The sequence below is a fragment of the Shewanella sp. ECSMB14101 genome (assembly GCF_000773485.1).
Classification (GTDB): Bacteria; Pseudomonadota; Gammaproteobacteria; order Enterobacterales; family Shewanellaceae; genus Shewanella; species Shewanella marisflavi.
In genome coordinates this window covers 94,979-108,042 of the sequence record NZ_JSFF01000015.1, presented here as the reverse complement: position 1 = coordinate 108,042, position 13,064 = coordinate 94,979, and the positions used below count along the sequence as shown (strand labels likewise).

11 protein-coding genes, 1 other RNA gene and 1 pseudogene are annotated in these 13,064 nt (G+C 50.1%); 5 read left to right on the top strand and 8 right to left on the bottom strand.

Annotated elements, in window-relative coordinates:
• Positions 1-125: 125 nt before the first annotated feature.
• The gene (locus NY07_RS12660; RefSeq protein WP_033539719.1) at positions 126-1,574 is read right to left on the bottom strand and encodes a sigma-54 interaction domain-containing protein; all 1,449 of its coding nucleotides are present in this window, start codon (positions 1,572-1,574) and stop codon (positions 126-128) included.
• Positions 1,575-2,016: 442 nt separating this feature from the next.
• Here NY07_RS12660 and NY07_RS18910 point away from each other — a divergent pair.
• A pseudogene (locus tag NY07_RS18910) lies at positions 2,017-4,607 on the top strand (TonB-dependent receptor plug domain-containing protein).
• Between the two features lie 89 nt (positions 4,608-4,696).
• On the opposite strand, the gene NY07_RS12650 reads toward NY07_RS18910, so the two are convergent.
• A complete protein-coding gene (locus NY07_RS12650; protein WP_033539718.1) occupies positions 4,697-5,236 on the bottom strand; it encodes a thioredoxin family protein in 540 nt (179 codons plus the stop codon).
• A gap of 290 nt (positions 5,237-5,526) precedes the next feature.
• Between NY07_RS12650 and NY07_RS12645 the strand changes: the two genes are divergently transcribed.
• Entirely contained in the window at positions 5,527-7,005 is a 1,479-nt protein-coding gene (locus tag NY07_RS12645; RefSeq protein WP_140946961.1) for a S10 family peptidase, read from the top strand.
• 21 nt (positions 7,006-7,026) lie between these two features.
• On the top strand, positions 7,027-7,641 hold the full coding sequence (locus NY07_RS12640; RefSeq protein ID WP_033539717.1) for a LysE family translocator: 615 nt from the start codon (positions 7,027-7,029) through the stop codon (positions 7,639-7,641).
• Between the two features lie 63 nt (positions 7,642-7,704).
• Here the strand turns inward: NY07_RS12640 and NY07_RS12635 are convergent, their stop codons facing one another.
• Both NY07_RS12635 and NY07_RS12630 read right to left on the bottom strand, forming a co-directional pair.
• Positions 7,705-8,022, bottom strand: a complete 318-nt coding sequence (locus tag NY07_RS12635; protein ID WP_033539716.1) for a DUF3144 domain-containing protein — start codon at positions 8,020-8,022, stop codon at positions 7,705-7,707.
• A gap of 121 nt (positions 8,023-8,143) precedes the next feature.
• Positions 8,144-8,680 carry a type II secretion system protein gene (locus NY07_RS12630; protein WP_033539715.1) on the bottom strand — a complete coding sequence of 179 codons (537 nt, stop codon included), beginning with the start codon at positions 8,678-8,680 and terminating at the stop codon, positions 8,144-8,146.
• A 126-nt stretch (positions 8,681-8,806) separates the two neighbouring features.
• Between NY07_RS12630 and ung the strand changes: the two genes are divergently transcribed.
• Both ung and NY07_RS12620 read left to right on the top strand, forming a co-directional pair.
• Positions 8,807-9,475 (top strand): uracil-DNA glycosylase, encoded by a 669-nt coding sequence (gene ung, locus NY07_RS12625; RefSeq protein WP_033539714.1) that lies wholly within the window; start codon positions 8,807-8,809, stop codon positions 9,473-9,475.
• A gap of 188 nt (positions 9,476-9,663) precedes the next feature.
• A complete protein-coding gene (locus tag NY07_RS12620; RefSeq protein ID WP_033539713.1) occupies positions 9,664-10,257 on the top strand; it encodes a hypothetical protein in 594 nt (197 codons plus the stop codon).
• A 15-nt stretch (positions 10,258-10,272) separates the two neighbouring features.
• Here NY07_RS12620 and NY07_RS12615 read toward each other — a convergent pair whose 3' ends face one another.
• The 4 genes from NY07_RS12615 to NY07_RS12605 all read right to left on the bottom strand — a co-directional run bounded on the left by NY07_RS12615 (position 10,273) and on the right by NY07_RS12605 (position 13,008).
• Positions 10,273-10,722, bottom strand: a complete 450-nt coding sequence (locus NY07_RS12615; RefSeq protein ID WP_033539712.1) for a copper resistance protein NlpE — start codon at positions 10,720-10,722, stop codon at positions 10,273-10,275.
• Between the two features lie 189 nt (positions 10,723-10,911).
• Positions 10,912-11,559 (bottom strand): 5-formyltetrahydrofolate cyclo-ligase, encoded by a 648-nt coding sequence (locus NY07_RS12610; RefSeq protein WP_052125668.1) that lies wholly within the window; start codon positions 11,557-11,559, stop codon positions 10,912-10,914.
• A gap of 872 nt (positions 11,560-12,431) precedes the next feature.
• A non-coding RNA gene (gene ssrS, locus NY07_RS19225) (6S RNA) lies at positions 12,432-12,612 on the bottom strand.
• A gap of 87 nt (positions 12,613-12,699) precedes the next feature.
• Positions 12,700-13,008, bottom strand: a complete 309-nt coding sequence (locus NY07_RS12605) for a cell division protein ZapA (RefSeq protein ID WP_033539711.1) — start codon at positions 13,006-13,008, stop codon at positions 12,700-12,702.
• Between the last annotated feature and the right edge of the window lie 56 nt (positions 13,009-13,064).

Genomic DNA, 13,064 nt, shown 5'->3' with positions numbered 1-13,064 from the left:
AAACCAAGTTTTTATACTATGTAATACATTGAAAAGTATAGGTTTAATTTTTTAGTTTGTAGTAGGTGTTAGCGATATATCGTGCTTTGGCGATATATCGCTAATTTACAGGTTGTGTGGCGCTATTATCCCGGGCGCTTTATTCCGAGTTTTTGCATGCGGGATCTTAGGGTACTGGCTGGCAGGCCAAGAACATTAGCGGCGCCATTGGGCCCAGAGATCCGCCAGTTGAGGCGTTTTAAGGTGCGGCGAATGTGGGCGGCCTCAACCTGCTGAAGGGTTTGAAATTCTCCCTTATCCTCGGGCGCAGGTTCGGCCTGCAGTGCGGGGATCTGCAAAATCTGTCCGTGGCAGAGTATGCTTTGACGTTCGATCACATTTTGCAGCTCTCGTACGTTGCCGGGCCAGTGATAAGCCATTAGGTGTTGCAGCCCTTGCTTACTGACCCCCTTTATCTTCTTACCTAACTTAAGATTCAGATTCGACACAATATCTTTGATTAATAGAGGGATATCTTCGAGTCGCTCGCGAAGCGGAGGTACATGCAGCGGAAATACATTGAGACGATAGTAGAGATCCATGCGAAACAATCCCTGTTCGACGCGTTTAAGCAAGTCGTGATGGGTCGCTGTCACCAGGCGGATATCGACCTTGATGGGAGTGCTGCTGCCCACGCGTTCAAACTCCTGCTCCTGGATCACCCTAAGCAGCTTAGACTGCGCCTCGAGGGAGAGTTCGGCCACCTCATCGAGAAACAGTGTGCCTCGATGCGCCAGTTCGAAACGGCCTTTGCGGCGGCTGGTGGCCCCGGTAAAGGCACCTTTTTCATGGCCAAACAGCTCACTTTCAAGCAGTGTTGGCGAGAATGCGGCGCAGTTGACACTGACCAAGGGCTGATGGCTGCGATCGCTCAGCGCGTGTATGTTGCGGGCAACCAGTTCTTTACCCGTACCGTTTTCACCGTTGATCAGTACCGTACTATTGGTGTTGGCCACTAACTTGATCTGATCGATAAGTGACTGTATTGCCTCACTCTCACCCGATATATTGACCTCTTGCCTGTGGCTGGCCAGCTCGGTCAGCAGATAATCATTTTCGTTAGCCAGCTTCTCCGATAGCGCCTGCACCTGTTTCAGCGCTTCTCTGAGCGAGGCTTCGGTCTGTTTCTGAATGCTAATGTCGCGAAATATCGCGACCACGCCGATGAGACGGTCCTGTTTGTACACTGGGGTAGAGGTGTAATGTACTGGAAAGCTGCTGCCATCCTTGCGCCAGAAGAGATCATGGCTGATCTCCCGTGCGATGCCATCGTGCAGCGTGTTGTAGATGGGGCACTCTTCCTGGGGATAGGGGCTGCCGTCGGCATGACTATGGTGGTGACAGTCGTGGATATTTTTACCCAGTAGCTCCTCAGCTTTCCAGCCTGTCATCCGCTCCGCTGCTGGGTTGATAAACACCGCATTGCCTTCGAGATCGAAACCGTATATCCCTTCTCCTACGGCGTTCAGTAGCAGTTTATTCTCAGGTAAAAAATCCACATGGGTATCGGCTACCCCTTGGTGCTTACAACTCATTTTCCCCACTCCGTGTTGGTGCCTGTTCCGCTAGTTTAGCCTGTGTCACGATATTTCGCTAAAAAAAGATTTGAGTGGTCAGGCACTGCATACCTAACACTGCATCATGGATGAACTCAATTATTCATTTAGAGGTATAAGTTAAATTTTAGTTAAATTTTTATCATGTTTTGAGTAATTGCTCTAGAGGGGCTGTTTGAGCTTTAATGGCTATTATTTTTAGTTTTTTGTCGTGAGATCATTACTATTATTCACATTTTCGAGTTAGTGGCTTATGGCCTATCTGACTTATTTAGACCAATTAGTATTAGCAATTATTTCTTGTTTGTTATAGAAGTGTAAATGAAATGTTTTTATTTCACTCTGGGGAACGCCTGTGGTGGTTCGTGTGTTTTAGGCGCGAATGATGGCGAAATATAACAAAAATTATGCGGGAAATATGATGATAACAAAGAAGAATAAAGGTTTTGGCGTGAGTGCGCTTAGCTTTGCCATCTCGTTGGCGTTAACAGGGTCGTTAGCCAGTACACAGGCGCTTGCCGATGAGCAGCAGGCTGCAGCGTCTGACAATATTGAAAAGATCGCCGTGGTGGGGACACGTTCTGCCCCGCGCTCAATTGGTGATTCGCCAGTACCTATCGATATTATTAGCAGTGATGATCTTAAGAAGAATGGTTCTACCGACATGATTGACATGCTGGTGACCTCGGTACCTTCCTTCAACTCCCGTGCTCAGCCAATTAGTGATGCGGCCACTCTTATTCGTCCGGTCAACCTACGTGGCCTGCCGTCTGACAGTACCCTGGTATTGGTCAATGGCAAGCGTCGCCATAGAGCCTCAGTGATCGCTTTCCAGGGGGGCGGCATTAACGATGGTGCCCAGGGACCAGATATCTCTGTGATCCCCAGTGCGGCGCTAAAACAAGTTGAAGTGCTGCGTGACGGTGCCGCGGCGCAATATGGCTCAGATGCCATTGCCGGTGTGATGAACTTTGTTCTTAAAGATGACGCCGAAGGTGGCTCGATCACCGTAGGCCAAGGGGAGTACTACGAGGGTGACGGTGCCACTACCACTATCGATGCAAACGTGGGGCTACCTCTGTCTGACGCAGGTTTTGTTAATCTTAGCCTGCAATACAAGAATGCCGATCCTACCAGTCGCAGCATGCAGCGTCCCGATGCGGCAAACCTGATCGAGCAGGGCAACACCTTCGTCGAAGACCCAGCTCAGATTTGGGGTAACCCTGAGATCAAAGATGACTATAGCTTCTTCCTGAACTCAGGTTACGATATCAACGATAATGCGCGCTTCTACGCCTTCGGTAACCTTTCATCCCGCGACGTGGTGGGGGGTTCTACTATCGTAACCCTCACAACCGTGGCAATGTCTACTCGGTGGATGATGGCGAGACCTTGCTGGTGGGGGCGGTCAATGGCGATCCTTCGACCTGTGCCGTGGTCCCTATCCCTAAGGTAGATCTTGACGGTGATGGGATTCCCGATGTCGATGGCAACGTGCTTGAGACCGATGCCTACAAGGCGATGGTCGCCGACCCTAACTGTTTTGCCATGAACCAGCTGCGTCCCGGTGGTTACACACCACAATTTGCCGGTACCGTTGAAGATGCTTCATTTTTTGCTGGCGTGAAAGGTGAGATAGGTGCCTGGAACTATGATTTCAGCGCGGGGATGGGTAACAACAAGTCTACCTTCAGCCTAAAGAACTCGCTGAACCCCTCGCTGGGTTTAGATACGCCCACCGACTTTGAAACCGGCGCCTATGAGCAGGCCGAAACCACGGTTAACCTGGACTTCTCACGTATGTTTACCGTGGGCAGCGTAGAAGATATCAGCTTTGCCAGTGGATTCGAATGGCGAGAAGAGTCCTTTGAGATCACTCAGGGCGAGGAAGCTTCTTGGATCGCCGGTCCCTATGCCGATCAGGGCTTCAACATTGGCTCTCACGGCTTTAAGGGCTTTGGCCCCGAGGCGGCAGGTAAGAACTCACGTAACAACATAGGTGTGTATGCCGATATGGAAGCCTACCTGGGCGAGCGTTGGTTGCTTGGCGCCGCGCTGCGTTACGAGGATTTCTCAACCTTCGGTGACACCCTAAACTATAAGCTGACGGCGCAGTTCTCGGCCACCGACGCGCTCTCTTTCCGCGCTTCTCACAGCACTGGTTTCCGTGCGCCGACAGTGGGTCAGGAGAATGTGGTAAACACTCAGACCTCTATCGTTGAGGGGGATCTGATCCAGACCTTCATCGCGCCGCCAACGGATCCGCTATCGGCCTTCTATGGCGGTAAGGTGCTTAAGCCCGAAGAGTCGGTGAGCTACGCCATCGGTGCCGTGTTTGAGCATGAAAACCTCTTCGTGACGGTCGACTACTACAATATTGAAGTGACTGGACGTATCGCTCAGTCGAGCCAGATAGAGGTCGAAGCCGATGACTATGATGCGCTGCGCGCCGCTGGTGTCGAGTTCCCAGAGCTGATCTCTGCGGTGACTTACTACACCAATGACTTCGATACTACGACTCAGGGTATCGATCTGGTGGCTTCTTATGATGCTCAGCTGTTGTCGGGCGATACCAAGTTCAGCCTGGCCTATGGCTGGACAGATACCAGTGTCGACAAGTACAACCCAAATACTACAGATGAGGGTAAGGTGCGTCGTTTAGAGGAGGGGATCCCATCTCATCGTGCAACCCTGACCTGGGCTCAGTCTTGGGACAGATTCAGCATGTCGCTGCGCGGTAACTACTTTGGCGAGTATTATGCGACCCACGCCGACGACACCTCGGATTGGGGTTCAGAAATGGCCGATGCGGCGGTAACCTTGGATCTTGAGCTGAGCTATCAGTTCCTCGATAACCTGACAGTCTCTATCGGTGCCAATAACCTGTTTGATCAGGAAGCGCAGAAGCTGAAAGACGGTACCCGTGGTGAGCTAGGTGCGATCTACTATGAGAGTGGCCCGTTCGATTACAACGGTGGCTACTACTATGGTCGTGTGAACTACCGTTTCTAATCTCGGCGCCCCAGGCGCTAGCGATTGAAAACATAAGAAGGCTGCATTGCAGCCTTCTTTTTTAGCGATTCTTTCTGTGCTGAATACATCTAGCCGCGAAGGGGGAGGGCGCTGAGCAGATCATCGATAGATAGCACCCTGGGCAGTACCAGCCCATTAGGATGAGCCTGGCTGTAGACGATATTAAAAGGCACGCCATAGGCTTGATACTTTGCCAGATAGGCCTCAATCATGGCATCGCTATGGGTGAGATCGCCGCGCATTAACACCATATCCTTATCCTTTAATCGCTCAACCACCACAGCCTGATGCAGTACCCTGTCTTTATTAGCTTTGCAGATGTTGCACCAATCGGCGCTGACATCCACAAATACCGCTTTGCCCTCAGCGAGTATGCCCTCTATTTGTTCGGGGACGAGTGGCTGCCACACCAACTCTTTATAGGCATGGGCGTCGGCTTTAGGGTAGATAAAATAGCTGATGGCGCCATTAATAGATGCAAACACTAGCAGCAAGGCCAAGACGGCTGTGGGAATTTGACTGCCCTTTGCTTTCTTGTAACTGAGCCAGGCCAGGAGACCAAGCAGTAAGCTCAGGGTGAGAGCGCTGACCAATAAGATGCTATTCATGCTGTCCTTAGTATTTGTTTCATTGCATTATTTTACGGAACTGTCTTGCGTCGGCCAGTGTAACACCCCTTGGCTTAATTAAAGCTTGTTGGCGAATGGGGTGTGAAAGATTTGTTTGCAATTGATGCTTTGCGCCGACTGTAGAATCTTTGTAAGCTGCCCCATCACCACAATAGAATAACAATAATAGGATGTTTTTAATGGCAGATTTATGTTTGCGACCCTTATCGGTAATTCACAGCAAAATTAAATTGACCAAATATCTATGCGCAGCGGCTGGGCTGTCGGTCATGTTGCTGAGCTTGCCGGGCCATAGCGCAGAGCAGGACAAGGCAAAGACCGATAAGCCACAGGTCGCGGTCGAGCCTAAGGTCTACACTAGCGAAGGTCAGGTTAAAATTGCAGGAGAGCGGGTACATTATCGCACCATAGCGTCAGAAACCATCTTGGAAGATGACAAAGATAAGCCGCTAGCCAGTATCTTTTCAGTGAGTTATCTGCGCACCAAGACAGACACTAAGACACCAAGACCAGTCACTTTTGTGTTTAACGGTGGGCCTGGCTCGGCATCGCTGTGGCTGCACATGGGCTTGTTTGGTCCTAAGCGTGTGGTAGTGCCGGGTGATGCCAAAGACGATGGCGCCGCTCCTTATCGTTTAGTGGATAACGAGTTTTCGATTCTGGATAAGTCTGATCTGGTGTTTATCGATCCTGTCGGCACAGGCTTTAGCCGAGCACTAGAGGAGAACAAGGGGCAAGATTTTTGGGGCGTGAAAGAGGATGCCCAGTCGATCGCCGAGTTTGTCCGCCGCTGGCTTATCGAACATGGCCGTTGGAATTCGCCTAAATATATTGCCGGTGAGAGCTATGGTACGACCCGCGCGGCGGCATTGGTGAATGAGTTGCAATCTGGCTGGACAGATATTTCGGTCAATGGCGTTATGTTGATCTCATCGATTCTGGACTTTAGCCATGCCCGCTATCAGCCAGGAAACAATCAGCCCTATATCGGCTTCCTGCCAACCATGGCGGCGACCGCTTTTTACCATGACAAGGTGGCCGCCACCGATAAGGCGATGGGGTTAACCGCCTTCGTCGAGGCTGCGCGTCAATTTGCGATAAAGGATTATGCCTTGGCGCTGTTGCAGGGCAGTCGTTTGCCTGAGCAGGATTATCAGGCGGTGCGTCAGCAGCTGGCTCGTTTTACCGGCTTGAGTGAAAGCTACTTAGACAGAGTGAATCTCAGGGTTAGCGCCAGTCGTTACACCAAGCAGCTGCTTAGGGACCAAGACCTTACTGTCGGTCGTTTAGACAGCCGTTATCTGGGGAGAGACTATGACAGTGGCGGCGAGCGCACCGATGGCGATCCTTCTGGTTATGGCATAGATGGTGCCTATACGGCGGCCATTCATGAATACCTGTATAAAGACCTTGGGGTGCAGATCACTCGTCCATTTAACGTACTCTCTGTCGACGTTAACCGAGGTTGGAACTGGAATATTAGCGGTAAGCAGATGCACTATGTCAATGTGGCGCCATACCTTGGCGAGGCGCAGCGGGAAAACAGCGACTTTAAGATCTTGGTGGCCAATGGTTACTATGACTTTGCGACTCCCTTCTTTGCCACCGAAAATACGATGGCCGACAATGGTATAGACAATAGCCGAGTAGAAATGCACTACTATGAGGCGGGCCATATGATGTATGTGGAGCCTGCATCGCTGGCGGCTCTGGCTAAGGATATTCGCCAGTTCTATCAGGCGAATTAATCTTGCGACAGAGGAAACGATATGAGTTTTAGTGCGTGGCTGGGGTTGTTAGCCATTTGTTGTTTGGGGGCCATGTCTCCCGGGCCGAGTCTGGCCATGGTGGTGCGCCATACCTTAGGTGGCGGTCGGGCAAATGGCATTGTCTGTGCTTGGGCGCATTCCATTGGCATAGGCGTCTATGCCCTGGTCACCCTGCTTGGGCTTGCTGTGCTGCTCAAGCAGGCGCCGCTGGTGTTCAATGGTATCGCCATTATTGGGGCGCTTTACCTGGCCTATATCGGTGTACAGGCGCTGCGCTCTAAAGGCGGGATGTCAGACAAGCTAGCGGCGGGGAAGTCGACCGATCTTGTGACTGCGGCCCGTGATGGCATAGCTATCTCATTGTTTAATCCCAAGATAATGCTATTTTTCCTGGCACTCTTTAGTCAGTTTGTGTTGGTGGCCGATGAGCTTTGGGGGAAGTCGCTTATCGTGTTGACGCCGCTGGTGGTCGATGGTCTTTGGTACACACTGATCGCGCTTTTGCTGTCGCACAAATCCGTGTTGCCTAAGCTCAGGGAGAAGGCGGGACTTATCGACAAACTCTCAGGGATAGTGTTGATTTTACTGGCGGTAAGGGGGCTAGTGACCCTCTAGTCTTAGGCTATGCGGCCAAGGTGTCTCCTTAGCCGCTAACCTGATTTCGCTTTTCAGCCGGTTCTAACCGTTAAATACCTGTACGGCATCGTCTTTAGTGGCTTCAGGCTCAGTCTTGGGTGGATTGTCGATATGATCATCCAGGTTATCGCTGAGCATCTCTTGATATTCTTTGGTAAACCACTCCAGAGCGTTAGCTTTTTCTGCCTTAAGATCGGCCGACTTAAGGGCGGCTTCGAAGGCATTGAAACGTGCTGCGGCAAAACGCAGTGCCGTGCCGACTTTGGCAACATCTTGCTCCTGGGCACTTAGCTCGTTGGCTAAGGCAATAAACTTATCGGCTAATTGAAAAATTGTGGTTTCTTTTTGCTGTTCAGACATGCGCTCGCTCACAGGTAAGTCAATTTGTAAGTCTGCATAGTAACGTAAATTAGCCGTTAGTGAAGCATAGATTTGGGCGTAATGAGATCTGTATCGCCAATCCTACCGGGTGTTTCAACCCTTAATTTAGCGGATCGCTATCTACGCTAACCTGGCCGTTACGCGAGTCATAGTAGATACTGAGTTTCTGGTTGTCGCTAAGGTGGTAGCGGCACTGATTTACGCTGATATAGTTGGCCTTATAATCTGTGTTACTCTGATCATCGCTGCGTGAGACACTGGGTTCGTCCCCCTGGAAAATGGTTTCCCATACCGAGATACAATCTTCGACATTATCCAGTTGTGGTGAGGCTTCGTCGTCTGTGAAATAGTGCTGAGCCGGCCAGCCGTTGACATTAAAATCCATCTCACCACTTTCGTCATCGCCAAAGGTTTTGAGGTTTTCTGCCGGGCCTGAACCGACGCGAACGGCCCAGACGGCGTGGGCGAGATCGATGCCGGATTTAAAGGCGCCACCAGTGGCTTTGACGCTGGAGACTTGAGCGTCCTGAGACAGGTTGATAAATTTCGGCAAGGCGGTGACCGCCAGGATCCCCAGCACTATGATCACAACGACCAGTTCTATTAGGGTAAAACCATGTTTATGGGCTAAGGACATAGTCAAAAACCTCTTGGATATGCAGAGTGTATGCTCACTGGGTGTGAAAGCTTGGTGTTTTGGCTGGCAATAAGAGTTTCATGCCGACAATACAACTGGATTTTAATTATTTTTGAAGAGATAGATATGACACAGATCAGCCAATGGCAAGATTTTATCGCCGAGGAAGCGCAGCAAGATTACTTTCGCCAGTTACAGGACTTTGTTCAGGCCGAGCGAGACGCGGGTAAGGCGATCTATCCGGCTAAAGAGCAGGTCTTTAGCGCCTTTGAGCTGACTCCACTCGATAAGGTGAGGGTAGTGTTGATAGGTCAGGACCCTTATCACGGTGAGGGGCAGGCTCATGGCCTCTGTTTCTCAGTGCAGCCCGGTGTTAAGGTGCCGCCATCGCTGGTGAATATGTATAAGGAGCTGGCCAGTGATATCCATGGTTTTACTGTGCCTGACCATGGTTATTTAGCCAAATGGGCCGAGCAGGGGATATTGATGCTCAATACCGTGCTCACGGTGGAGCAGGGTAAGGCGCATTCTCATGCCAAGATGGGGTGGGAGACCTTTACCGACAATGCATTAAGGTTACTCAATGCCCAAAATCGTCCCATTATTTTCGTGTTATGGGGCGGGCATGCCATGAAGAAGAGCAAGTTAATTAAGGCGGCGCAGCACCATCTGGTGACCGGGCCGCACCCATCGCCCCTGTCGGCGTATCGAGGATTTTTTGGCTGCAAACATTTCTCAAAAATCAATGCCTTGTTAAAGGATTTAGGGCAAACTCCGATCGAGTGGCAGATATAAAAAGCAGACAAACATGCTACAAAATCATACTTGCCGTACCATGAAAACCTAATTATATTGATACATGAGTGTAACGTAACTGTTAATGAAACTGATCTGGATGACTCAGTTTCATTGCTTCAACAGGTTATGACTGCTTGGGTAGGTAGCAAACTTATCCAAACATGGCTTTCAAGGCGGACGGGAATATGGATATTAGAGCAAAGCGAGGAACGCTTGTTCGTTGGAATCAGGAGCAGCGCGTAGGCTTTATCGCACCGGAAGATGGTTCAGACGAACTCAGGATCTTTGGCATCAATCTACTCCCCTATGAACACATGCCCAAAGAGGGCGAGCCTGTCGTATATCGACAGTGGAAAGACACGCTACGTGGCACTAAGGTGACTAAGGCCGAGATAGATCTGGGTAATCCCATCACACTAACCTCTCCCTTCGAATCTCACGATAAATTTGCCAATGACGATGCGATCAGTTGGCGCGTCAAGGTCGCATTGGTGGCACTTGCTATCGCCTTTGGTAATCTGCTTTACCTGTTTATGATTAATTACGATGTGTCCGGTGAGGTTGATATCAAACCGCCTGAAGGACTTTTTCCGCCCGGCTCTGAATACTATGTCGGCAAGCAAGATCTATCGGATGTGGTTTTTAGTTGCGATGCCCGGCAGCAGTGCCTGCAGATGACCTCTTGCCAGGAGGCCAAATACTTTGTGCAAAACTGCCCAGGGTTTCAAAGCAAAGTGGGTGATATGCCCTGTGAAACGCTTTGGTGTAAACCTGAGTAGGTTCCACTTAGATGATCAGTTGGATTTTCTCAGTTGATATTGCTGTGCCAGTGCCCCTTTAATGCGTTCGCCCTTATCATCTAACATAAACAGAATATTCTCACCGACCTGAAGCTGCATGCCTCTGGCTTTGTCGTCTAAGATGATTTTATTGCCCTGGCCATTCCAGTGAAATTGCCCTTGTTGCTCAATCCCCTGTTGCTTGTCTGATTTCCCCAGGTATACCTGACTGAGTTGGTAGCTGTAGTCGGCGTTAAGCTGCAGACGCAGCGCGATCCCTTGGCAGTCGGCGCAGGGCAAGGTGCCCGTATAGAGGCCGGGCCAATCCAGGGCGTTGCGGCTGGTATCACCTATGGGGATTTCGGCTGTTTTCACGGCTTGTGGCTCAGGTGCTTGACTGGTTTGCTGGGCACAGGCGCTAAGGGCAAGCAGGGCCATGGGCAGTAATCGCGCGGCAATCTTCATTTATCTTTTCCTTATTGGCGGCGTGAGCATGACTGAGGTAGAAACAGGGATGCGTAACACTTAAAAATACGATACTTGTCTTTGCACACTTTAGCCCGTCTTGGTGGGGCTTTCAAAGTGGGTTTCACTAAGACATTGCTTGCTTCGGTATTAAAACGTTCCGATGACAAAAATTAGACTAGATCTGCTTTATCTAACATTAGTGTTGGCCGTTAATGACTCCTCCGGAACAAACAGTATATTTGATGGGGTGACGATAAGCGGCAGTGGAATATCCCAGTGCTCGGTGGGCAGTGATTCGACCCGCTGGCAGTCATGGGCATAGCCGATGGGGTAAGGCTTAGCATTACGCTGCCAGTCACTTAGGCAGCGATCATAGTAGCCGCCACCCATTCCCATACGATTCCCCTGCTCATCGAAGGCCACGAGAGGCGTAATGATGACGTCGAGATCCTGGGGCAGAATCATCTCGGTAATATCAAGTTTGGGTTCCCAAATCTTAAGGCGGTTTTGGAGCAGATGGCTGGTGGGCAGGTATCTAAAAAACAATAAATTGCCTTTAGAAAATGGGTGTAGCCTCGGCAAATAGACGGTCACGCCCTGCTGCCATAGGGTTTCAATCAGGGGCTGGGTATCGAGCTCACCATCGCTGGTGAGGTAGAGCGCCACATGTTTGGCCTGACGTTGGCGGATGATCTCCATTAGGCGAGCTGCAGCCTCGTGGGCAAAGCGTTTCTGCGCATCAGCGGGGATCGCCCGTCTCGCGCTGCGGACCTTATCTCGTATGGCTTGACGATCGATCTGCTTGGCCGCACTCGGTGTAAAGGCTGGTTTCAATATCCCTGCTCCCGTTAAAGAGGTCACTGAAGTGATTAGTGAATGAGCCACAGTCTAGCTTTGTTGTATCTGAGTTTTCAACACACTAGAAATAGAGGTTTGAATTTGAGGGCGGCCAAGGTTAGCTTGCTTGGGGTATAAAAAAGGCCGAAAAGTGACCTTTTCAGATCAATGCCTTCCAGCCTCTCTAATTTGAATTGCTCCCCAAGATGCCGTTATCTGTGTGGCCCTTGAACCCATAAGGGTTTCGAGGCGGGATGCTTGCTTGGGGTATAAAAAAGGCCGAAAAGTGACCTTTTCAGATCAATGCCTTCCAGCCTCTCTAATTTGAATTGCTCCCCAAGATGCCGTTATCTGTGTGGCCCTTGAACCCATAAGGGTTTCGAGGCGGGATGCTTGCTTGGGATATAAAAAAGGCCGAAAAGTGACCTTTTCAGATCAATGCCTTCCAGCCTCTCTAATTTGAATTGCTCCCCAAGATGCCGTTATCTGTGTGGCCCTTGAACCCATAAGGGTTTCGAGGCGGGATGCTTGCTTGGGGTATAAAAAAGGCCGAAAAGTGACCTTTTCAGATCAATGCCTTCCAGCCTCTCTAATTTGAATTGCTCCCCAAGATGCCGTTATCTGTGTGGCCCTTGAACCCATAAGGGTTTCGAGGCGGGATGCTTGCTTGGGATATAAAAAAGGCCGAAAAGTGACCTTTTCAGATCAATGCCTTCCAGCCTCTTTAATTTGAATTGCTCCCCAAGATGCCGTTATCTGTGTAGCCCTTGAACCCATAAAGGTTTCGAGGCGGGCTGCTTGCTTGGGATATAAAAAAGGCCAGAAGGTTATCTTTTCAGACCTATGCCTTCTAGCCTCTCTAATTTGAATTGCTCCCCAAGATGCCGTTACCGGTGTAGCCCTTGAACCGTAGGTTCAAGGCGGGTAAATGATTAAATCCTAAGGCTTCTCGGTTCGCGCCGAGCTTGCGCAATGTCATCAAAACATTCACCCTGAGTTTGTAAATATCGGCACAGGGACATAACCGACTCACGCACACCACAGGGAGCAAAATTGTTGCGTATCGACTCAGGCTTGGCCTGTTAGCCTAGCGGAGATTCAAGTAATGAATCGTCTCGCCTCACGCGTAATTACAGTTTAATCGTCTTTTGTTGCGCGCTCAACTAGCGCACTCTCTAAGGTCGACTGCAGCAGACCGATCTTTTCATCCATCTGCTTAATATAATCTTGATTCTTCTTCTGTTCTTCCAATAACTCGTAGCCAATATTAAGTGCCGCCATAATGGCAATTTCTTCTCTACTTAAGTTTTTGGTACGAACACGCAGGGAACTTAGCTGCTTTTCCAGCTTGTTGGCCACATGACGCAAAGCATCTTCCTGTCCAATCGGACAAGCGATGGAGTAGGTACGGCCCAATAAGCTAATTTCTATAGCATGGCTACTCATTTGCGATGTAGATCCTTTTATCCTGTTGTTGAGCGGACTATATCGGGCTGCCCTGG

Coding starts and splice junctions, on each gene's coding strand:
- NY07_RS12630 (WP_033539715.1), bottom strand. CDS start 8,680: ATGTCCTTAGCCCATAAACATGGTTTTACCCTAATAGAACTGGTCGTT.
- NY07_RS12645 (WP_140946961.1), top strand. CDS start 5,527: ATGTTGCTGAGCTTGCCGGGCCATAGCGCAGAGCAGGACAAGGCAAAG.
- NY07_RS12615 (WP_033539712.1), bottom strand. CDS start 10,722: ATGAAGATTGCCGCGCGATTACTGCCCATGGCCCTGCTTGCCCTTAGC.
- NY07_RS12660 (WP_033539719.1), bottom strand. CDS start 1,574: ATGAGTTGTAAGCACCAAGGGGTAGCCGATACCCATGTGGATTTTTTA.
- NY07_RS12640 (WP_033539717.1), top strand. CDS start 7,027: ATGAGTTTTAGTGCGTGGCTGGGGTTGTTAGCCATTTGTTGTTTGGGG.
- NY07_RS12650 (WP_033539718.1), bottom strand. CDS start 5,236: ATGAATAGCATCTTATTGGTCAGCGCTCTCACCCTGAGCTTACTGCTT.
- NY07_RS12605 (WP_033539711.1), bottom strand. CDS start 13,008: ATGAGTAGCCATGCTATAGAAATTAGCTTATTGGGCCGTACCTACTCC.
- NY07_RS12620 (WP_033539713.1), top strand. CDS start 9,664: ATGGATATTAGAGCAAAGCGAGGAACGCTTGTTCGTTGGAATCAGGAG.
- ung (WP_033539714.1), top strand. CDS start 8,807: ATGACACAGATCAGCCAATGGCAAGATTTTATCGCCGAGGAAGCGCAG.
- NY07_RS12635 (WP_033539716.1), bottom strand. CDS start 8,022: ATGTCTGAACAGCAAAAAGAAACCACAATTTTTCAATTAGCCGATAAG.